General features: G+C 69.9%; 21 protein-coding genes. 12 read left to right on the top strand and 9 right to left on the bottom strand.

Annotation, left to right across the window (positions count from 1 at the left end; genetic code table 11):
- Positions 1-189 precede the first annotated feature (189 nt).
- Positions 190-384, top strand: coding sequence for a hypothetical protein (locus AB0N31_RS03680; protein WP_366056703.1), 195 nt, complete (start codon positions 190-192; stop codon positions 382-384).
- A gap of 136 nt (positions 385-520) precedes the next feature.
- Here the strand turns inward: AB0N31_RS03680 and AB0N31_RS03675 are convergent, their stop codons facing one another.
- From AB0N31_RS03675 to AB0N31_RS03650, 6 genes are all read right to left on the bottom strand, one after another.
- On the bottom strand, positions 521-1,915 hold the full coding sequence (locus tag AB0N31_RS03675) for a hypothetical protein (protein WP_366056702.1): 1,395 nt from the start codon (positions 1,913-1,915) through the stop codon (positions 521-523).
- Between the two features lie 241 nt (positions 1,916-2,156).
- Positions 2,157-2,345 carry a hypothetical protein gene (locus tag AB0N31_RS03670; RefSeq protein WP_366056701.1) on the bottom strand — a complete coding sequence of 63 codons (189 nt, stop codon included), beginning with the start codon at positions 2,343-2,345 and terminating at the stop codon, positions 2,157-2,159.
- 5 nt (positions 2,346-2,350) lie between these two features.
- Positions 2,351-2,926, bottom strand: coding sequence for a DUF5994 family protein (locus AB0N31_RS03665; protein ID WP_366056700.1), 576 nt, complete (start codon positions 2,924-2,926; stop codon positions 2,351-2,353).
- Positions 2,927-3,029: 103 nt separating this feature from the next.
- Positions 3,030-3,710 carry a hypothetical protein gene (locus AB0N31_RS03660; protein ID WP_366056699.1) on the bottom strand — a complete coding sequence of 227 codons (681 nt, stop codon included), beginning with the start codon at positions 3,708-3,710 and terminating at the stop codon, positions 3,030-3,032.
- Positions 3,711-3,993: 283 nt separating this feature from the next.
- Complete coding sequence (locus AB0N31_RS03655; RefSeq protein WP_366056698.1) at positions 3,994-4,278, bottom strand: phosphopantetheine-binding protein; 285 nt, start codon at positions 4,276-4,278, stop codon at positions 3,994-3,996.
- A gap of 137 nt (positions 4,279-4,415) precedes the next feature.
- On the bottom strand, positions 4,416-5,507 hold the full coding sequence (locus AB0N31_RS03650; protein ID WP_366056697.1) for a BtrH N-terminal domain-containing protein: 1,092 nt from the start codon (positions 5,505-5,507) through the stop codon (positions 4,416-4,418).
- A gap of 236 nt (positions 5,508-5,743) precedes the next feature.
- On the opposite strand from AB0N31_RS03650, the gene speD reads away from it, so the two are divergent.
- Positions 5,744-6,124, top strand: a complete 381-nt coding sequence (gene speD / locus AB0N31_RS03645; protein ID WP_366056696.1) for an adenosylmethionine decarboxylase — start codon at positions 5,744-5,746, stop codon at positions 6,122-6,124.
- A gap of 10 nt (positions 6,125-6,134) precedes the next feature.
- On the opposite strand, the gene AB0N31_RS03640 is transcribed toward speD, so the two are convergent.
- Positions 6,135-6,830, bottom strand: coding sequence for an alpha/beta hydrolase (locus AB0N31_RS03640; RefSeq protein ID WP_366056695.1), 696 nt, complete (start codon positions 6,828-6,830; stop codon positions 6,135-6,137).
- A gap of 12 nt (positions 6,831-6,842) precedes the next feature.
- Entirely contained in the window at positions 6,843-7,916 is a 1,074-nt protein-coding gene (locus AB0N31_RS03635) for a PIG-L family deacetylase (RefSeq protein WP_366056694.1), read from the bottom strand.
- Positions 7,917-8,035: 119 nt separating this feature from the next.
- On the opposite strand from AB0N31_RS03635, the gene AB0N31_RS03630 reads away from it, so the two are divergent.
- From AB0N31_RS03630 to AB0N31_RS03615, 4 genes are all read left to right on the top strand, one after another.
- A complete protein-coding gene (locus tag AB0N31_RS03630) occupies positions 8,036-8,680 on the top strand; it encodes a hypothetical protein (protein WP_366056693.1) in 645 nt (214 codons plus the stop codon).
- On the top strand, positions 8,677-9,423 hold the full coding sequence (locus tag AB0N31_RS03625) for a 4'-phosphopantetheinyl transferase superfamily protein (protein ID WP_366056692.1): 747 nt from the start codon (positions 8,677-8,679) through the stop codon (positions 9,421-9,423). The genes AB0N31_RS03630 and AB0N31_RS03625 overlap by 4 nt, the downstream gene beginning before the upstream one ends.
- A 106-nt stretch (positions 9,424-9,529) precedes the next feature.
- Positions 9,530-11,218 (top strand): radical SAM protein, encoded by a 1,689-nt coding sequence (locus AB0N31_RS03620; RefSeq protein ID WP_366056691.1) that lies wholly within the window; start codon positions 9,530-9,532, stop codon positions 11,216-11,218.
- Entirely contained in the window at positions 11,215-12,159 is a 945-nt protein-coding gene (locus AB0N31_RS03615; protein ID WP_366056690.1) for a Gfo/Idh/MocA family oxidoreductase, read from the top strand. Before AB0N31_RS03620 ends, AB0N31_RS03615 begins: the two co-directional genes overlap by 4 nt.
- Here the strand turns inward: AB0N31_RS03615 and AB0N31_RS03610 are convergent.
- Positions 12,141-13,238: a radical SAM protein gene (locus AB0N31_RS03610; protein ID WP_366056689.1), complete on the bottom strand. Its 1,098-nt coding sequence runs from the start codon at positions 13,236-13,238 to the stop codon at positions 12,141-12,143. The genes AB0N31_RS03615 and AB0N31_RS03610 overlap by 19 nt on opposite strands.
- Positions 13,239-13,542: 304 nt before the next feature.
- Here AB0N31_RS03610 and AB0N31_RS03605 point away from each other — a divergent pair, with 304 nt between their 5' ends.
- The 6 genes from AB0N31_RS03605 (at position 13,543) to AB0N31_RS03580 (ending at position 19,518) form a co-directional block, all read left to right on the top strand.
- Positions 13,543-14,631, top strand: a complete 1,089-nt coding sequence (locus AB0N31_RS03605) for a 3-dehydroquinate synthase family protein (protein ID WP_366056688.1) — start codon at positions 13,543-13,545, stop codon at positions 14,629-14,631.
- An 8-nt stretch (positions 14,632-14,639) separates the two neighbouring features.
- A complete protein-coding gene (locus AB0N31_RS03600; protein WP_366056687.1) occupies positions 14,640-15,491 on the top strand; it encodes a shikimate dehydrogenase in 852 nt (283 codons plus the stop codon).
- Complete coding sequence (locus tag AB0N31_RS03595) at positions 15,488-16,639, top strand: aromatic ring-hydroxylating dioxygenase subunit alpha (protein ID WP_366056686.1); 1,152 nt, start codon at positions 15,488-15,490, stop codon at positions 16,637-16,639. The genes AB0N31_RS03600 and AB0N31_RS03595 overlap by 4 nt, the downstream gene beginning before the upstream one ends.
- Positions 16,640-16,733: 94 nt before the next feature.
- Entirely contained in the window at positions 16,734-16,985 is a 252-nt protein-coding gene (locus tag AB0N31_RS03590; RefSeq protein ID WP_020129798.1) for a phosphopantetheine-binding protein, read from the top strand.
- 60 nt (positions 16,986-17,045) lie between these two features.
- Positions 17,046-17,750 carry an FkbM family methyltransferase gene (locus AB0N31_RS03585; RefSeq protein WP_366056685.1) on the top strand — a complete coding sequence of 235 codons (705 nt, stop codon included), beginning with the start codon at positions 17,046-17,048 and terminating at the stop codon, positions 17,748-17,750.
- Positions 17,751-17,790: 40 nt separating this feature from the next.
- Complete coding sequence (locus tag AB0N31_RS03580) at positions 17,791-19,518, top strand: carbamoyltransferase C-terminal domain-containing protein (protein ID WP_366056684.1); 1,728 nt, start codon at positions 17,791-17,793, stop codon at positions 19,516-19,518.
- Position 19,519 lies beyond the last annotated feature (1 nt).

Genomic DNA, 19,519 nt, shown 5'->3' with positions numbered 1-19,519 from the left:
GTGCGCCATGCGCAGACCCTACTGAACGACTGCTTCGGAGGGCGCGGCGGGCGGCCGGCGCCGGCCACCGCCGCTCGGGGTCGGCCGTCCCGCGCCCCGGAAGGTGGCCCGCCGACGCGATGGCCGCCAACCCGATTGCCGCGAACGTGCTGGGGTATGCCTCTCGCCGTATTCGTCGGGGAGGGGACCATGAGCAGCGACAGCGACAGCGGCAGCGACGAGGGCGGCGACGACGGGCACGGCGGGGGAACGCGGAACCGCCGCGAACTGCTCTGGCGCATCGGCATCGCGATCTTCTTCATGGCCCTCATCGTCTTCTTCGTCTCCATCTACGAGGACCCCGGCCCGGTATGCGGAACGGGACAGGACAAGGGGCCCTGTTGAAGCACCTGGGGGAGACCGGCCGCGCACACCGCCGCTGAACGGCATGCCCGCCGTGGCCCCGGCCTCGAGTGCTCCGGGTACCGCCGTTTCGTCGTCGCCCGCGGCCGCAGCCCTGTGGCGGCGAATGCTCCTGCGGTCAGCGCGGGATGCCCGCATCATCGAGGTACCGGTGCATGACTTCCGCGGGAAGGCTAGGGTTTCTGAGGGCGGGGGAGGAGGTCCCCGCGTTCCCGCAGCTCTGGAGGATGAGGTCGACGGGCAGCGCGGGGTGTTCGGCTGCCATGGCACGTACACGCTCGTCGGGGTCGGCGAGCAACCGGACCACGATGTCGACGGGTGCTTCGGGGTCGAGCCCCACCAGCCGTCGTTTCTCCGGATCCGGGTCGTCGGCGAAGCGTCGTCCACCGCCCGCACGCGGGAAATTCGGGTGGTGCAGCAGATCGCCCTTCGTGAGGACATCGCAGTCCAGATACGTCTGCAGCACCACCTCCCCGTCGACGGTCGGCTGGTTCTCGCACAGCAGGAGCCGCACCGGATGGTCGGCGTCCCCGGAGAGCAGGTCGACGGCGTCGGCGGGCAGGTGCCGGCTGCAGGCGGCGCTGCGCCGCAGCAGGATGTTGGCCGACTCGGCGCATCGCCGAAGGACGTCGGGATCGGTGCAGAGACGAACCCATTCGACGGGAACAAAACGATCCAGCGGGCTGATGGTGACGTCGATGGCGGTACGTTCGGCCTCCGTCAGCTCGGGTCGTACCGAGACCGCCAGCCGGACGCTGTGCGCGTCGTCGTTCGCCAACGTCCTGACGATGTCGAGGGGAACGTTGAGGTTGGCCGCAAGCTCCCGGCGGTCCTCCACCGCGGGGCTTGCCGCGAGCTGTTCGGCGGTCGCCGTTCTCATCGCGCCGTGCCGGATCACCTCCCGCCTGCCGAGGTCGCTGATCTCCCCGCCGAGAAGGAGGTCCGTGCAGCCCGCGTCATCGCGGCAGGCCCTCATCATGGCCGCCTGGCGGACGCCGTCATCGGCGTCGCGGAGCAGACGGCTTCGCGTGTCCTCGGAAAGCAGGGCCCACTCGCGGCAGGCTGCCTGCCGGAGGACCGCGTCCTGGTGGTCGGCGAGCCCGGCGACCAGGCTCGGTGCGGTGTGGCGGGAGAAGGCCGCGCTTCGGCAGACCGGCAGTTCCGGATCAGCGAGCAGACGCTGCTGAGCGGCCAGGGGCAGCGGCTGCGCAGGGTTGCGGAACCATTCGGGTCCGATGGCCAGATGGTGGCGGACACGTGGATCGGGATCGTCCACGAGCCGTGCGCGTTGCTCCGCCGTCACCGCGCCGTTCCCGGTGAACACCGCGCGCAGCCTGTGGTCGGGATGCGTGACGACGGCGTCGACCACCTCGTCCGGCAGAGGGCGCCAGGCGATCGCGTCCCACGCCGCTTTCGCCTCCCAGCACAGCAGTCTGGTCAGAACCTCGGCCGGGGCCGCAGGATTTCGCGCGATCGCGTCAAGGGTGTCGCGGTGACCGCGGTCTCCGGACACGGTGGCCCTCCCTGTTCGCCGGCGAGCGTCGCGGCCCACGGATTGTGCGCATGTCACGTGCACACGGTCAACGTCGGCGAACAGGGAGGGCCACACATCCAGAACTGCCCGGCACTTCCGTCGGAGGACCTGGTCGATCACCCAGACCTCGGGCTCGACGTGCCCTTTTCACGGCGGGCGAGAAGTCGGCCCGTGCGGCGCTGTACGCCCCACCCGCTGCCCCCCGGCCGGAAGTGCTTCTTCACCGGCCGGCGTGCGTACGGAGGGTCCGACGACTGGTGTCGTCCGGCTGACGGGGAGGTCGCGACAGGGGGTCGCTGTAGCGGTGGGCCGCGATCCGGGCGTCGTGCTGTGCGTTGAGCAGGTGGATCAGGAGTGCCCCGATGCCGATCGCAAGGATGATCGCCGCGATGAGGACGAGGGTTTCCATGAAACTCACCTCCAGGTGTTTCCGGGCAGCGGGAGGGCGCGTCGGCCTGTGAGGCTCCCGAAGGGGGACATACAGGCCCCGCCCTCGCTTTCCCAACTGGCTTCCCGGCGCAGGGCGTCGCGAATGCCGCGCTCGATCGCGGCTTCGTCGGCCATCAGGACTCCGGCGGTGAGGACGCTCCCGGGGATCGCCGCGGCGGCCATCAAGCGGGCCGCGGCGGCGGGCTCCGTCTCGGGCGGAATCACCAGCAGGTCCCAGCGGCCTGCAGTGTAGGAGAGCAGGATCAGCTTGTCGGGGTGCTGTTCGGTGAACCAGCCCACATGCACGGCGTGCCCGGCCACAGGCACCTTGCGCGGTATGACGGGCCAGCGGGTGGGGTTCACGGTGACGCGTGTGATGCGTCCCCAGACTTCGTCGAGTGCGGCCGCGAGCGGCGGAAGCTCCGCCTCGAGATTGCGCGAATAGGGCCACCAGGCGCCGTCGAGCTGGCCGGCGAGGGTGGTCTTCGGGGTGAGCGACAAGCGTGCCGGGGGCTCTGCGGCGAAGTCGCGCGGCGCGGCCCGGTCGAGGGTGGTGGTCATGATGCGGACCTGCCCCCGGGCTGCCCGTCGGCAGCCCGGTTTTTCGTGATCGCCGGAAACGACACCCGCATGAAGGCCGGTGTGCGAAGTGCTCCCGGTACTTTCATTGTACATCTTTTTGACGGGATCGGGCCGTCTTGACCAGGTATTTTCCGACGGAAGCGCAGCGGCGAGAGCCGTGGGCCGTGAGCATCTCGTCGTGCCCGTCCACTGCGCAGGTCAGGTCCTTGTCCACGAGCTCGGGGCAGCGGAGTTCCGGCGTGAGCGGCGAGCGCACCGTGAGTGCCACGTACGCGTCCTGCCGGACGGAGTGGTACTCGACGCTGAAGGAGGCGGGGCCGACCTCGGCACGGGCTGCTCGCATGCCGGGCGGGGTGGCGATCACGTACAGCAGTTCCGGATGCTCCCGGTACCGCGCGACCTCCGCCGCGTGCTGGCGCTGCCGCGACTGCGCCGGGCCGACGAAGCCTGCGCAGGCCACTCCGGCGGCCAAGGCGGCCACCGCCCCCAGCCGTACCCACCGGTTCGGTACGAAGAACGCCGCGGCGACCGCGTACGGCGCCCCTGTCGACGCGATCCGGGTACCGGCACCTCCCAGGTCGACGTCCTCACCGTGGGCGGCCAGGCCCGTCAGAACGCCGGGTGTGCCGAGGACGAAAACCAGGGTCGCCCAGCCGAGCCGTTGCGGCACGGAACCGCACAGCGGCACCACGGTCCTCGCCGGTGTCCCCGCCATGGCCAGCAGGCCCACCGTCAGCGGCACGGACAACGCGAAGACCGGCACCGTCGCCCCGGCCCCCCCCGCCCCAGGCCGTCACCGGCAGTTCAAAGCTCAGCACCGGCATCGCGGCAGCCATCGTCGCCCAGACCAGGAAGAGATGCAGGGCGTCAGAGCCCTTCTGCCACTCGTCATGCCGCGGAGCTTGCCGGCTCGCGCGCCGGCGCACAGGGGTTCTCCTACTCAGCACGCCCTCTCTCACCATGCGAAAGGGGCACGCCCACCCTCGTCCGAGGCCCGTCGCCATACGGAAGGGACCGGCCCCCGTCCGGCGACACGGCGCCGATTCTCATGCGCGGGGTAGCTTCAACAGACCGTTCCACAAGGTGGACGGCGTCGCGAAGGTCTCCATGACCAGCATCTCGTCCGGCAGTTCCACGGAGAACCTGTCCTCGATCTCTGCCACCAGATTGAGCAAGGTCAGCGAATCGAGGCCCAGTTCCGTCAGGCTCGCGTTGGCGTCGACGGGTGTTCCCTCGTCGAGGAACGGCAGTGACTGCCGGAGCGCGGTTTCGAAGTCGCTGTAGGAAAGGCCGTTCACGGACTGCTCCTCGATGATGTCGGGCTTACGCATGTACTTTCTCTCGCTTCAGGACCGGTCCTCGAAGGCGGGGGGGACTCCGGGCGGCCCCTCCCGAAGCCTGACGGCGTCCGCGACGTCCGCGAGCACTCGATGGGCGGGGATGCTCCGACGGCGTCGAGGCGCGTTTTTCACGGAACCGCTCCGGTCGGACCGAGGGGTTCAGGCTCGTCCGGTGTGCGGCCCGTCGGCTGTCGACCCGACGTGGCGAGGGATTCCCGTGTTCTCGCTTGCCATTCCTTTTCCAGGGTCGCTGTCTCGGTGATGAGATCCGCGATGCGCTGTACCGCCGTGGATCCCTTCCGGAAGCGCAGGAAGAAATAGTTGCGGGTCATTTCCCAGCGCTTGGAGAGAGCCTCCGCGTCGGCGGCCCGATCGTGCAGGGACGGAAGCGCGCAGCTCTCGGCGGCGGCCCGCAGAAAGCGCGCGTTCAGGGCGCGCTGGCTGGCCAGTTCACCGAACCAGGCGCTGACCTCGATCGTTCCCACGGGGCTGAGCGAGGTGAAGGCGTCGGGGGTGGTGCGCAGTTCGTCGGCGCACGCGATCACCAGGTCCGTGCCGGCGCAGGAGCGCGCGCTCCGGGCGACGGCGGAGTGGAACCGCTGCTGTCGTGCCTGAGTCGTCGTCTCCCGGGCTCGTCCGGAATCCGGCGTACCGGCTTTGACGACCACCGTGCGGTTGCGCCAGTCGGGGTCGCCTCTTCGTGCTTCTCCGAGCGCGTCCGACGACATGGCGGTGAGCAGGGTGCCGCTGTCCATGAAACCGTCGAAGAGGGAGCCCTGATAGCGGTCGACGATCCGCAACGAACCGGCCACGGCCTTGTCGTCACCCTCCCCGGGGCGGATCACGATCCGGTGCGAGTGGTGCTGTTGGCGATGGAACGAGCTGTGGGGGACGTGGAAAGTGTCCACCCAGGCGATCACCGGATTCCCGTCCACCAGTTGAGCCCGGATGTATTCCTCGGCCCGCACCGGGTCGGCGTGGTGAACGTGGTCGGCGACCAGGCCGTACCAGTCGTACAGGGTCTCCTCGGGCGTCCGACGGTGGATCCCGAGCTGTTCCACGGGCCATTCGGCGTCGACGGTGCCCGTCCTGCGGTGGTACCCCCAGTGCTCTCCCAGAACGCTCGGATCGTGGCCGAGCCAGGCCGCCGTGACGCCGAAGGTTGCCGAAATGCAGTCGAGTGCCAGAAAATCCCGGTTCGATACGCCCTGCCGCTCCAAGAACTCCGCTCCTTCGTTGTCCATCGCCGTCCGCGGTTCCCGGCCGATCCGACGTGACCTCCCGCCACCCCCTTGACGGAGGGTGTCGGCGGGTCCCGGGGCACCCGGATGCTACGCTGCGCCGCGCCGGGCGTCGGTGGAGCGGCCTCGTCGGCCCTCCGCCCCGGCCGCGCGGACCAGCACGTACCTATCTGAAAGGAGACGGGGGCGAGCGACCAGTGGCCCCCCGGTTCCCCATGACCAACTCCAGCAGTCCCGCCTCCGAGGGAATAAACGTCGACGACCTGTGCTCGTACGCGGTCGACGTGTGGGTGAGCGACCACAGCATCCTGACCGACGAACAGCGCATCCTCCAGGTCCTGCGCACGGCCGCGGACAAGGGGAACGCCACGGTGCTCGGTGAGGCCTCCCACGTTTTCCCGAACGGCGCCGTCACCGCCATCCTCCTGCTTTCCGCCTCGCACCTGAGCATCCACACCTGGCCGGAATACAGCCTGGCCAACATCGACCTGCTCGCCTACGGCCGCCTGAACGGCGAACGGATGATGCAGAGTGTCGAGGCGGGTCTCTCGCCCACGAGGATCAACGTGACGCGTATGCTGCGCGCGGTGCACTGACCCGTACCCCTCACAGCCACCCCGACAGCGACCCGAGGAACGCGTCGAAGTCGTCCCGGTGGATCGCATGCGTGGCGTCCGGCACGGTCCGCACCTCGAACCCCCGTCGCGTCAGCTCCGCCCGCATCTCCGCGTCCACCAGCGTGCTCGGCTCCGCCGCCTGGACGAGGGAACGGACGAACGGTTTCTCCGGCATGTGATCGGCGGCACGGTACGCGGAGAGGGCGAGCGCCGACATCTCGTCCCAGGCGTCCAGTGCCGCCAGCTCGGCCGCCACCTCCCGCTCCTCCCACCCCGGGCGCAGACTCCTGATCAGCATCTGGGGCGCCCGTTTGAAGAGGGTGAAGACGGCCGGGTCGAGAGTGCCGTCCGGGCCGCCGAGCCGCCAGGCCGGCTCCGAATAGACGGCGCGTTCCGGCTGCAGCTCCGGCACCGCGAGCGCCAGGGCCAGTGCTCCGAGCGAATGGCCCAGCGCCAGCTCGGGGCCGTGGGGCAGCGTTTCCAGCAGGTCCTGAGCGAAAAGGTGCGGCGCGTACGCTCCCCGGCCGCTGCTCCCGTGCCCGCGCAGGTCGACGGCGAGCACGCGGTACCCGCGCCCGGTCAGGACCGGGACCAGCTGCCGCCAGGTGCGGTGGTCGGCCATGAGACCGTGGACGAGGACGGCGATGCGGTCGCCGGTGCCCCATTCCCGTGTGTGCAGTCGCATGTGGCGACGCCCTCACCCGGCCACGGCGGCTTCCGCCGCCGCCGTGGCCGCCAACTCCCCGAACGCCTCGGCGGATTCCGGCAGCACCCACAGGCGTTCCGCCCACCCCGGCGTGCCGAACTGCCGACCATGGCGGACGATGCGTTTCGAGACCGCCTCCAGCACCTGGAGCCGATAGGGCCACAGGCTCTCCTGCTTGGTGCGCACCGCCGCCTCCGACGCCGGGACCAGCAGCGGGACCGGCCCGGTCGGTCCGGGGCCGACCGTGAGCCGACCGGCCTCAGCCGGGGCGTCCGCGAACAACGAGTACGGCATGTCCTCGTAGAACGCCACCCTTTCGCGCTCCAGCGTCTTGCCGGCGATCAGCTCCAGCGCGGCCTGCCGGGTGAGGACGTGGTCGACATGCCCGCCCACGGCCAGCGGAACGAGCACCAGGTGGTCGCCCGCCACCTCGGCGGCCAGTTCGGCGGTGACGCGTTCGAACAGCTCGGGCTCCGCCGCGCGGGCCGTGTCCACGGCGTGCGGCTCCAGGAAGTAGCCCTCCCGCCAGGCGGCCCGGTCGGCGGCGTCCACCTGGCCGAGCACCGTCAGCTCCACGCCGAGCACCCCGCACGCCACCCGCTCCTCCTCCAGCAGCAGGCGCGAGGCCAGCGCGGGACGGCTCCGGTAGTAGGGGCGGCGCGTCCAGGTCTCGTGCGAGAACACGTCCACCACCCGGCCGCCGAACCGGGCGAGCAGTGCGCCCAGGGCCAGTTGGGCGTCGTCCGGGTGCGGAGAGAGGCAGATCAGGGCGCGTGACGGTTGCGCGCGGGGCGGCGGAGCGGCGACCACCAGGCCCGCCGCGTGCCAGCCGGCGATCAACTCGCGTTCCGGAGAAGGCCAGGAGCGGTACGGCCGGGTGCCGTCGCACGCGGACCACGGTTTCGCGGCCGCCTCGGGGAAGACGGCCGGATCGACCAGTTCGCCGAGGAACCGCACCTCGGCACCGTCGAACTCGGTGTGCGGCAGCCGAATCGGCCGGTCGTCCCCCGTGAGTGCGCGCGATGTGCGCCTCATCAGGGGAGCGGGGGAGGGGCGCTCTGGCATGCGCAGGAGTGTAGACCAAGGGCCGATCATGGAACTATGGGAAAGAGAACGACAGGAAGAGCACGCGACAGGTCCCTGATCCACTCCGTGGTCAGCACGCGACGAGAGGCTCGAACAGCATGTACGTACTCACCCGGGGACTTGCCGCGCCGGAAGCCGCCCGCTTGCGGGAGGCCTGTGAGCGCGCCGGACTGCCGTTGAAGGAGCCCGAGGCGCAAGACCCGCGGGGGATGGCCGAGCACGTCGCCGACGACCTCCTCGTCGCCTTCGTGGCCGCCGAGGCGGACGGCTCGGCTCCGCTCGAACTGCGCGAGACCACCCGCGCAGGCGCCTACGCCGTCCTCGTGCAGCCGGCGCCGACCGCCAGGGGCACGCTGGCGGCGGTCCGTTCGGGCGCCGGCTTCGTCATGGCCGCGCCGCTCGGCGTCGAGCGCCTCGTGTCGTTCCTGACCTACCTGCGGGACGTCGCCGCCCCCGCGTCCGCCCAGGTCCTCGACCTGGACGAGACCGGAGTCCTCACCACGCCGTCCGCGTCCGTGCAGTTGGCCGAGGCCGAGGCCAAGGCGCTGCGCGCGCTCGCCGAGCGCCGGGCCGTCATCGTCTCCCGGCCCGACCTGTTGCGGCTGACCGGCGAGGACCCGAAGGACGTGATCGAGGCGTTGCGGGCCCGGTTCCGGGAGGTCGGCTCGGGCGCCCAGATCCTCAAGGTGCCGCACATGGGATTCCGGCTCGTCGGGGAAGTGCGGCTGAAGGCCACCGCGTGACGGCGGCGGACCGCGCGTCCCGCCCCGTGCACGTGTGGTGGGCACGCCTGGCCGACGCCCACCCGGGTCTGGTGGGACTGCTCGACCCCGTGGAAATCGGCCGCTACGAGACGACGGTCGACCACGACAACAGGCGCCGTTTCCTGGCCGGTTGTGCGGTCAGCAGGGTGGTGCTCGGCGAACTGCTCGGTCTGCCGCCGGCGGACGTGCCCCTGCGACGCGTGTGCCCGCGCTGCGGCGGACCGCACGGCAAGGTCACGCTCGACGTCCCGGCCGGGGGCGCCCACCCGGACGTCCGCTTCTCCGTCTCGCACAGCGGTGACGTGATCGGGCTCGCCGTCTGTCACGGCGCGGATGTCGGGCTCGACGTCGAGGACGGCACCGGAACGGATGTGGAAAAGGTCGCCCCCCGTGTCCTGACCGACAGGGAACTGGCCGCCCTGCACGCCCGCCCGCCCGCCGAACGGACCGCGGCCTTCCTGCGCTACTGGACGCGCAAGGAGTCCGCGCTGAAAGCGGTCGGCGTCGGCCTGCGCGTCCCGCTGAGGCGGTTGGAGGTGTCGGATCCCGAGCTGCCTCCCGCAGTGCTGAGTTGGCCCGAACAGATGGAATCCCGCCATGAAGTGCGCATGGCGGATACGGTGGTCGGCGCGACGCACCCCGCGTCGGTCTCGGTGACGGGAACCGCAGAAGTGACACTCGTACGGCACGACACGTCGGCGATGCTCCGGACGTGGCGATAACTCCTCTATTGCATCGTTCTCTTTACGGACCACGGGGAAGGGTTAGGGTCAGATGTCGGACGTCGTGCTGTTGACTCCACGTGAGATAGCCACGGGAGCACTCAGCTTGAACAACCAGAACGTGACCGTCACCGACGAGGAATATGTCCAACTCGACCCGGCATTGCGAATTTTCTATGAGAAAGTTCGGGAGAACCTGGGTCTGGCGTGCATCACTGGATATCTGCGCAACGCCGGACACTCCGTCACATCGCTGAATCTGCACGGCCGTACGCCCAGCGACGCGACCATCATCGACCTCATCCGCCGGGAGCGCCCCCGCTTCGTCGGCATCAGCATCATGTACGACCTGCACATCATCGATGCCATCCGGCTCATCCGGTGCGCGCGGATCGCCGATCCGGACGTCTTCATCGCCATCGGTGGGGCCTTCTGCACCTACAACGCGAAACTCATCGCCGAGCAGGTGCCCGAGGCCGACTGCGTCACCTTCGGTGAAGGCGAGTTGACGGTCGTCGGCATCATGGACCGGCTGACCGCCGGGACGGACTGGCGGGAGACCCCCGGGCTGTTCTACCGCGACGGCGACCGGGTGCGCAGCAGCGGCATGCCGGTGCTGCCCGACCTCGGCAACCTCGTCTGGCCGGCCCGTGACGTGCTGGAGTACCACAAGGCCGCGGGCATCGCGACGCCGGTGGCCTCCACGTTCACCAGCCGTGGCTGCCACGCCAAGTGCACCTTCTGCTACGCGCCGCGCCAGCCCGGAGCGGTCGACGGCTTCTGGCGGATGCGGCCGCCCGGTGACGTCGTCGACGAGATCGATTACCTGCAAAGGGAGTTCGGGACCCGTTTCATCTGGTTCAACGACGACAACTTCGGCGGGGCGTTCGGCGACGGCTTCGCGCACGCGGTCGAGTTCGCCGAGACGGTCCTCAGCCGTGGTCTGAAGTTCCAGTTCCACTGCGAGTTCCGGGTCGACTCAGGGTTGATCGACCACGAGGCTCTCGACCTGCTGCACCGGGCGGGACTCTCGTCCGCGCTGCTGGGCATCGAGTCCGGGTCGCCCGGCATGCTGCGGCGCTTCAAGAAGGGCACCACGGTGGCCTACAACCTGGATGCGGCCCGCATGTTCAAACGCAAGGGCCTGGGCCTGGACCCGGGCTGGATCATGATCGAGCCCAAGACCACCATCGACGAACTCTGGGAGAACCTCGAGTTCATCGTCGCCGCTCGGATCCACGAGGCCGACAACCCGTTCTTCCTGATCAACCGCGCGATCGCGCTGCGCGGCACCGAGATGTACGACAAGATCGAGGAGCCGCTCCCGCTGGCCGACATCGAAGGCCTGGAGGGCGACGCCTACGAGATCCTGCGCACGGCCCGCCGTGACTACCGGGTGCCGGACCCCCGTGTCGAGGCCCTGTGGAGCGCCTGGAGCGAGGTCGGCGAGGAGATCAGCGACCGCAAGGAGAACGTCCTGCCGTTCATCGCCCAGAAGATCGCCCTGGGCGCCCGCCGGCTACGGGGCACGGAGCACAACCCGCGCGCCTTCCTGAGCCGGCTGCGGGCCTGGCGCAACGGGCTGCCGGAGCTGTTCCTCGCCTTCATGAACCACGGACTCGTCCTCGCCGAGACCGACCCGCCGGACCTCGCCGCGCGGCTCACCGCCGACCTGCGGGACCTGGTGGCCGAATACGACGCCGAGCACCTCGGCGAGTCCTTCCAGGACTTCGGCGAGCGGGTGGAGCGCGTGTGCGGCGCCGAGGCCCTCCTCGCGGCGGGAGCGGGCCGATGACCCTGCGATACGGAGTGGTCGGCTGCGGTCGCGTCTTCCAGCGTTACCACCTGCCCGTCGTCACCGACCACGAGGACTACACCCTCGTCGCCGCCTGCGACACCGACGCCGACAGTGCGCGCGCGGTGCTCGGCGCGGCGGCCGACGGCGTCCTGGTCACCACCAGCCTGGAGGAGTTCCTCACGGTCGGCAGGCCGGACGTGGTGGCGGTGTGCACCCCCAACGACGCCCACACCGAGCCCGTGCTGGCGGCACTCGCGGCCGGAGCCCACGTCCTGTGCGAGAAGCCGCTGGCCGCCGACGTGTCCGAGGCACGCCACCTGGCCCGGACGGCGGGTGCCGACCGGCTCGCGGTCAACCTGCCGTACCGCTTCCACGAGTTGCTGCCGGCGTTCCGCGAAGCACTGCCCGAGGGCCCCTGCGAGATCACCCTGACCTTCACCACGGCCGGCCAGCGGCTGTGGCGGCCGGTGACGAACTGGTACGGCGACGCGGCGCGGGCCGGCGGCGGGGCGCTGGTCGACCTCGGCGCACACGCCCTGGACCTGTTGATCACCGTCTTCGGCAGGCCCCGTCCGGTGTCCTGCCGGGTGGACGCGGCCGGTGTGGAGGAGCGGGTGGTCGCCGACCTGGAGTTCCCGGCCGGTCACGCCACGCTGCGCATCGATCGCCGCAGCCGGATCATGGGCCTCACCCTGGAGGCCGCCGCCGACGGCGAGAGCGTCGTGCTGGATCTCAGGCGCGGCGAGGTGCGCAGTGCCGCGGGCACGGTCACGGCCGAGGACCGCCGGCCCGAGCTGGCGGCGATCCGCGGCTTCCTCGACACGGTGGCGGGCCGGGCCCGCAGCCGCACGGTCGCCCCGGCCCAGGCACTGGAAGTGCAGGAGCTCGTCGCGGCGCTGTACGCCGCTGCCGAGTGCGATCAGGAGCTGACGCTCTGAGCGACGCCCTCGCCGGTCTCGGGGGCGGCGGAGACGACCGGCCGGAATGTCTCCTTCAGCTCCCGCAACCGGGCGCGTGAGCGCTCCCCCGAGTACAGGTGCGTCGCGCCGATCTCCTCTTCCGTGATCCGGTCCAGGAAGAAGAGGTTGATGACGTCCGACGGCGTGGCGCAGGTCTTGCAGAAGCCGAACCGCGGCCGGTCGTGCATGAACAGGTCGTAGTGCTGGTGCGAGCCGTACTGGTCGAGCAGCAGCTTCCGGTCCTGCGCCAGGTTGCCCATCGGCTTGACCCAGGCGTGCGGGCACGCGGAGACGTCGCCCTGGCCGAAGAGCTGGGCCATGGTCGCCGTGACGAAACAGCCCAGGGTGCGCACGTTCGTCTTGAGCTGTTCGGCCATGTGCTCGACGTAGGCGCGCGGCGGCAGGACGTCCGCGAACTCGTCGTAGTGCTCCACCAGAGGCATCAGGTGGTTGCCGGGCGGCGGGCCCATGCGCTCGGCGGTGTCGCCGCGCACGGGGAAGAAGTACAGCGTGGTGCTGCCCGCCACCTCGTCGCGCAGGTACCGGGCGAACTCCAGCTGGCCTGCGTAGTTGGCGTCGGTGAGCACCGACTGGATGTCGATGCGCAGCCCGGCCCCGGCCGCCGCGTGCAGAGCGCGCATGATGACGTCGTGCAGCTTCGCCTGCTTGGGGGGCAGACGGTGCCGGTTCAGCTCCAGCGTGTGCCCGTCCAGGGAGATGTTCAGCTGGACGTTGCCCATCGCGGCGAGGGCCTCGATGCGCCGCTCGTTGAGGAACACGCCGTTGGTGATGACCTGGACGGTCTCGTAGCGGCGGCTTGCCTCCTGGACGAACTCGGTGGACCCCTTCAGCCAGAAGAACTCGCCGCCGGAGAGCCGGAGAATGGGCGCGTCCACGTGCTCGTGGTACATGTCCAGTATCTCGTGCCAGTCCTGCCGGCGATCGGTGGTGAGCCGCAGCCGCGCGTCGGGCACGTTCATGAGGAGGTTGTACTCCTCGGTGAGGCAGTAGGAACAACGCATTTGGCAAAGCTGTTCCTCGATGACCATGTCGTTCATCAGGAACGGGAGTCGACCGCTTTCCGCCGCCAACGCGGTAAGAGCGGCACGAAACTTTTCCTTAAGGCGCATGAAAGTCCCCGTAGTGCGGTCGGCTTGCGATTGGCGGCCAGGTCGCTCGACCTGTCGACCCTAACCGTTCGTCAACCGTAAGACCATAGATGTCAGTTGAGGCCGGACGGGCCCAAAGCGCCCGCGACGTGTGTGGAGCCGGTGGTTTCCACTGGTGAGGGGTGGACCTTGATCCCCGCGTTAACTAGCATGCCGTCGGTGAGGGCCGGACAGTCACGGGGGCACTGAGGGCATGAGCGCAATCCGTTCTCGGGCGCGCGACGGGGGCACGGGGGTCCGTACCCACCGCATCGACGTCACACTGAAAGACCATGGCTATGCCGTCCATGTGGGATCCGGCGTCCGCCGACTGCTGCCCGCCGTCCTGGAGGAGCTGGGCGTCAGCCGCGTCGCCGTCGTGAGCGCCGTACCGGAGGGGGAACTCCCCGATCCCGGCGTGCCGTTCACCGTCGTGCCGGTGGCTGACGGCGAGCGGCACAAGACGCTGGCGTCGGTCGAGTCGTACTGCCGGGCCTTCGTGGACGCGGGACTGACCCGGTCCGACGCCGTGATCGCCTGTGGCGGCGGCACGACGACGGACACCGTCGGCCTGGCCGCCGCCCTCTACCACCGCGGCATCAAGGTCGTGCACCTGCCGACCACCCTGCTCGCCCAGGTCGACGCGAGCGTTGGGGGCAAGACGGCGGTGAACCTGCCCGAGGGCAAGAACCTGGTCGGCGCCTACTGGCAGCCCGGTGCCGTGCTGTGCGACACGGACTTCCTCCGCACCCTCCCCAGCCGGGAATTGCTCAGCGGTTACGGCGAGATCGCCCGCTGCGCGTTCATCGGCGCCGGTGATCTGCGGGGGCTCGAGCTGACCGAGCAGATCGTGGCGAGCGTCAGGCTGAAGGCGTCGGTCGTCGCCCGCGACGAGCGGGACCAGGGGCCGCGCCACATCCTCAACTACGGCCACACCCTCGGGCACGCCATCGAGCGCGCCACCGAATACACCTGGCGGCACGGCGAGGCGGTCGCGGTCGGCACCGTGTTCGCGGGACTGCTCGCGGGCCGGCTGGGCCGCGTCGGTCAGGACCGGGTGACCGAGCACAGGGAGATGGTGGAGAGCTACGGACTGCCCACCTGGCGGCCGTCCGGCGTCTCCGTGACCACCCTGGTGGAGCTGATGCGGCGCGACAAGAAGAAGGGGTGGGACACCGACGCCGGGCTGACGTTCGTCCTGGACGGTCCGCGGGGAGTCGAGCTGGTGACCGGGGTCGACGAGCACCTGGTCTCCTCCGTCCTGGCGGACCTGCCCTCGGGCCCCGTCCCCACCCCGGCCTGAGGAGCGCCATGCCCGACGCCCCGCCCGGCCCGAGCGCCGTATCGGGCACGACCCGGCTTTACGTGGTTCTGGGCGACCCGGTGGCCCAGGTGCGTGCCCCCGGTCTGCTGAACGACCTGTTCGCGCGGACCGGGCGGGACGCGGTGCTGGTCCCCGTGCACGTCCGCCCCGACGGCCTCGAGGAGGTCATGCGCGGACTGCGCCACATGCGCAACCTCGACGGCATCCTCGTCACCGTGCCCCACAAGGTCGAGGTGTGCCGGTACGCCGACCTGCTGGGCCCGGCCGCCGAGGCGGCGGGCAGCGCCAACGCGCTGCGCAGGAACCCCGACGGGACCTGGCTGGCCGACAACTTCGACGGCGCCGGGTTCGTCCACGGCCTGCGCGAGAACGGCCACGACCCCGCCGGCGCCACCGTCGCCCTGGCCGGGGCCGGCGGCGCCGGACGGGCCGTCGCCGCGGCCCTGCTCACCGCCGGCATCGCCCGGCTGCGGCTGTACGACCCCGATGCGGCCCGCCGGGAGGACGTGCTCGCCCGGCTGGACGCGCGCTGGCCGGGTCGCACCACGGCCGGCGCTCAGACCGACTTCGACGGCGACGGCGTGGACATCGCGGTGAACGCGACCCCGCTGGGGATGCGCCCGAGCGACCCGCTGCCCTTCGACCCCGCACGGCTGCCGCGGACCTGCACGGTCGCCGACATCATCATGAAGCCGGCCGAGACCGCCCTGCTCGAGGCCGCCCGTGACAGCGGACGGCCCGTGGTGCACGGCCGCCACATGCTGGACAGCCAGGTACTCCTCTACGAGCGGTTCTTCGCACTGCACGCACCCGAACGGAAAGCGAGGTCGGAGCAGTGATCGACCATGCCCAGGCCGTGGCTCTCGCGCAGCGGGCCCTGGCACACCTGGAGGCCGGCACGACGGACCAGGCCCAGGACGTGATGCGGGTCCCCGTCACGGAGTACCTCGACCCCGACCGGTGGCGGCGGGAGATCGACGTCGTCTTCAAACGAGTCCCGCTCGCCCTCGCGCTCTCCGTCGAGCTCCCCGGCGCCGGCTCCTACAAGGCCCTGGACGCCCTGGGCACCCCCGTCCTGCTCACCCGTGGACAGGACGGCACGGTACGGGCGTTCCTCAACGTCTGCCGCCACCGCGGGGCCCAGCTGTGCCCGGCCGGAACCGGCACCCGGCACCGTTTCCGCTGTCCGTACCACGCCTGGGTCTACGACGACCAGGGCGGCCTCGTCGCCGTGCACAAGCCCGGCACCTTCGGGGACGTCGACACCGCCGAGCTGGGACTGCGCCCGCTGCCCGTCGTGGAGAGCCTCGGCTTCGTGTGGGTGTCTCTCACCCCGGGTACCACGATCGACCTGGGCGCCTGGCTCGGGGACTACGCGGGCGAGCTGGAGCGGCTCGAACTCGACAAGTGGCACCTCTACGAACAGCGCGAACTGGCGGGCCCCGGCTGGAAGGTGGCCTTCGACGGCTACCTGGAGAGCTACCACATCCAGGCGCTGCACCGCACGACGTTCGCCCCGACGTCCACCTCCAACCTGATGGTGGTGGACTCCTTCGGGCCCCACCAGCGGATCCTGTACCCGGTCAAGTCGCTCAGGACGCTGCGGGACGTCCCGGTCGAGGACTGGGACCCCGCCCCGCACTGCGGCACCGTCTACACCGTCTTCCCCAACGTGTCGATCGCCGGGTCCTGGGAAGGGCATGGCGTCGTCTCCCAGATCATGCCCGGCCCGGGTGTGGACCGGAGCAGCACCGTGCAGACCGTCCTGACGCGCGTGGCCCCGGTCACCGAGGAGGACCGGCGCTACACGGCGGAGTTCAGCGAACTCGTCGAAAGGGGCGTGGCGGACGAGGACTATCGCACCGGATTCGACGTACAGGCGGCTTTGTCCTCCGGAGCGAATACACACTTCGTGTTCGGACGCAACGAGTTGGCGTTGCAGCATCACCACCGCTGGCTGGATCGCCTGCTTGCAGAGGCCAACTAGACTTTTGTGAACGTGTTCTGAGGTCCAATCAGGATGGACAGCGTCTGAGCCACCGGCTAGATTGTCACTCGTCCGAACGAATGAAAGGCTGTCTGTGAACCGCGACGAAGTGCTCCAGGAGATCCACCAAATCGCCAAGGAGTTTGCCGCCTCCAGTGGTCGTACGGTGAATGAGAACAGCAGCAACTTTCTTGAAGCCTACGGTTTCACCTCGCTGGACGCGCTGGAGTTCCTGCTCCTCCTCGAAGAGCGCTTCGGTGTGACATTCGAGGACGAGGACCTCACCGAGGACACGCTCACGTCCGAGGACCGGCTGGCCGACTACGTCGTCGAACGCCTCGGCTGAGCACCCGGGCCCCGGCACATGACACCCCCCAAGCTGACGGAAGTCGCTGAGGGATTCTCCGTGCACGCCGTCAGCGCGCTGGACGCGCGCTTTCTGTACCGCGAGATGTTCGAAGGCGGAACCTACGCCGGTATTCCCCTTCCCGACGAGCCGTTCGTCATCGACGTCGGGGCGAACATCGGGCTCTTCACGCTCTTCGTGAAGCAGCGGCGACCCAAGGCGTCCGTCGTGGCCTTCGAACCGCTGCCCGAACTCGTCGCGGCCCTGCGCGCCAACGTGGCGGAGTTCGGCCTCGAGGACGTGTCCGTGCACGAGACGGCCCTGGGCAGCGAGGCGGCGGCGGGTGTGTCCTTCCGCTACTACCCGCTGCTCCCCAGCAGTTCGACGCTGTACCCGCAGGATCAGGGCCGGTTGAGAGAACTCCTGGGCAAGAGCTTCCCGACGCGGGTGGTGGAGCGGATGTTCCAGGGACGCGAGATCACCGTCGCCGTCGACCGGCTCTCCCACCACATCGGCACCGACCGTCCCGTCGATCTGCTGAAGATCGACGCGGTGGGCTCCGAACTGGAGATCCTGCGAGGTGTCGACGCAGCCCTGCGCCCCCTGCTGCGCAACGTGTTCATCGACGTCCAGGACGTGCACGGCCGGGTGGCCGAACTCTGCTGCTACCTGAGGGAGATGGGCCTGGAGCCCAGCGTGCTGAAGCCGCCGACGGCGGACGCGGAGGACACACTGAACCACCTGATCCACGCCGTGCGGCCGTGACACAAGGAATCGTGCGAGCTCGAAGAGGGGAAACACGGGGATGCTGACGCTCGGCCTGGGCGGGTCCAACCACGACTTCGCCGCGTGCCTCGTCTCGGACGGCGTCATCGCCGCCGGGATCGAGGAGGAGCGGGTACGCCGGGTCAAGTACTCGGTCGGAGTCAACTCACTGCTGAACCAGTCGTGGCGGTACTGCCTCGACATGGCGCAGGCGCGCCTCGCGGACGTCGACGTCGTCGTCGCCGACGACACGCTGCTGGCGCCCGCGTATTTTCCCTTCCGCAAGCGCATTCACCTGATACGTCATCACATGGCGCACGCGGCCAGCGCTTTCTTCCCCTCGCCCTTCGAGCGGGCCGCCATCCTGGTGGTCGACGGAGCCGGCAGCCTGATCGACGACCGCGGCGTGGAGACCCTCACCACCGCCGTCGGTGAGGGCACCGCCATCACCGAGCTGTCCAAGGTGCTCGGCACCAACTGGTCCACCGACGGCCTCAGCGCCCTTCGGGTCTACCAGGCCGGTGACAGCGACCACTCCCTCGGCTACATGTACAAGGCCGTCAGCAAGGCCATCGGCTTCGTTCTCTACGAGAACGAGTACGAGGGCCGCCACTGGTACCTGTCCGAGGACGGCAAGACGATGGGCCTGGCGCCCTACGGAACCCCGCGCTACCGCAAGGAGTTCCGCGAGTACCTCACCCTGCTGCCCGACGGCCGTTACGAACTGCACCTCAAGAACGGCGGACTGCTCGACTTCATCGAGCACGCTCTCGACGGCTACAAGGGCGACGAACGCTTCGCCCGCGCCGCCGATCTGGCCTACGCCGCCCAGGACACGCTGGAGGAGACCCTCCTGCACGTGGCCCGGCAGCTCCACGCGGACACCGGGCTCACCGACCTGTGCCTGGCCGGCGGCGTCGCGCTGAACTGCGTGGCCAACGGTCGGCTGCTGCGTGAGACCCCCTTCGAGAACGTCTTCGTGCAGCCCGCCGCGGGCGACGGCGGATGTGCGGTCGGCAACGCCTACTACGGCTACCACGTCATCGCCGGGCAGCCCCGCAAGGAACCCGCCCGCACCGCCCAGCGCCACGCCTACCTCGGCCGCACCTACGACGACTCCGAGGTGCGCGCCGCGCTCGACGCCTGCGGACTGCCCTACCGCAAAGTGGACGAGCCGGCCCGGATCGGGGCCGAACTGCTCGCGCAGGGCAAGCTGCTGGGCTGGTTCACCGGCGGCTCGGAGTTCGGGCCGCGCGCGCTCGGCCACCGCAGCATCCTGGCCGACCCCCGGCGCGCCGAGATGAAGGACATCATCAACGCCCGCGTCAAGCACCGCGAGGCCTTCCGGCCCTTCGCCCCGGCGGTGCTGCGTGAGCACGCGGCCGACTACTTCGACCTGGACATCGAATCGCCGTACATGCTCATCGTGGCCCCGGTGCGGCCCGAGAAGCAGGGTGAGGTCCCGGCCGTCGTGCACGTCGACGGCACCGCGCGGGTGCAGACCGTGACAGCCGAGGACAACGGCGCGTACCACGGGCTGATCGCGCACTTCCACCGGTTGACCGGAGTTCCGGTGGTGCTCAACACGTCGTTCAACGACAACGGTCAGCCGATCGTCGAGACCCCGCAGCAGGCCATCGAGTTCTACGCCGGCAGCCGGCTGGACTGGATGATCATGGAAGACTACGTGGTGGCGCACTCGGCCGGCGACCTGGACGCGCTGGCGTCCTCCTGGTCGTCGGCCACCGGCCTCCCCGCCACCGACTGAC

Origin of the sequence: Streptomyces sp. NPDC051051, from assembly GCF_040682975.1 — a bacterium.
GTDB lineage: Bacteria > Actinomycetota > Actinomycetes > Streptomycetales > Streptomycetaceae > Streptomyces.
This window is presented reverse-complemented; position numbering and strand designations above follow the sequence as displayed.

Bases quoted from the DNA above. Each gene is read 5' to 3' on its own strand.
- AB0N31_RS03670 (WP_366056701.1), bottom strand. From the start codon at position 2,345: ATGGAAACCCTCGTCCTCATCGCGGCGATCATCCTTGCGATCGGCATC.
- speD (WP_366056696.1), top strand. From the start codon at position 5,744: ATGACCAACTCCAGCAGTCCCGCCTCCGAGGGAATAAACGTCGACGAC.
- AB0N31_RS03640 (WP_366056695.1), bottom strand. From the start codon at position 6,830: ATGCGACTGCACACACGGGAATGGGGCACCGGCGACCGCATCGCCGTC.
- AB0N31_RS03665 (WP_366056700.1), bottom strand. From the start codon at position 2,926: ATGACCACCACCCTCGACCGGGCCGCGCCGCGCGACTTCGCCGCAGAG.
- AB0N31_RS03605 (WP_366056688.1), top strand. From the start codon at position 13,543: ATGAGCGCAATCCGTTCTCGGGCGCGCGACGGGGGCACGGGGGTCCGT.
- AB0N31_RS03635 (WP_366056694.1), bottom strand. From the start codon at position 7,916: ATGCCAGAGCGCCCCTCCCCCGCTCCCCTGATGAGGCGCACATCGCGC.
- AB0N31_RS03630 (WP_366056693.1), top strand. From the start codon at position 8,036: ATGTACGTACTCACCCGGGGACTTGCCGCGCCGGAAGCCGCCCGCTTG.
- AB0N31_RS03600 (WP_366056687.1), top strand. From the start codon at position 14,640: ATGCCCGACGCCCCGCCCGGCCCGAGCGCCGTATCGGGCACGACCCGG.
- AB0N31_RS03680 (WP_366056703.1), top strand. From the start codon at position 190: ATGAGCAGCGACAGCGACAGCGGCAGCGACGAGGGCGGCGACGACGGG.
- AB0N31_RS03610 (WP_366056689.1), bottom strand. From the start codon at position 13,238: ATGAACGACATGGTCATCGAGGAACAGCTTTGCCAAATGCGTTGTTCC.
- AB0N31_RS03655 (WP_366056698.1), bottom strand. From the start codon at position 4,278: ATGCGTAAGCCCGACATCATCGAGGAGCAGTCCGTGAACGGCCTTTCC.
- AB0N31_RS03615 (WP_366056690.1), top strand. From the start codon at position 11,215: ATGACCCTGCGATACGGAGTGGTCGGCTGCGGTCGCGTCTTCCAGCGT.
- AB0N31_RS03580 (WP_366056684.1), top strand. From the start codon at position 17,791: ATGCTGACGCTCGGCCTGGGCGGGTCCAACCACGACTTCGCCGCGTGC.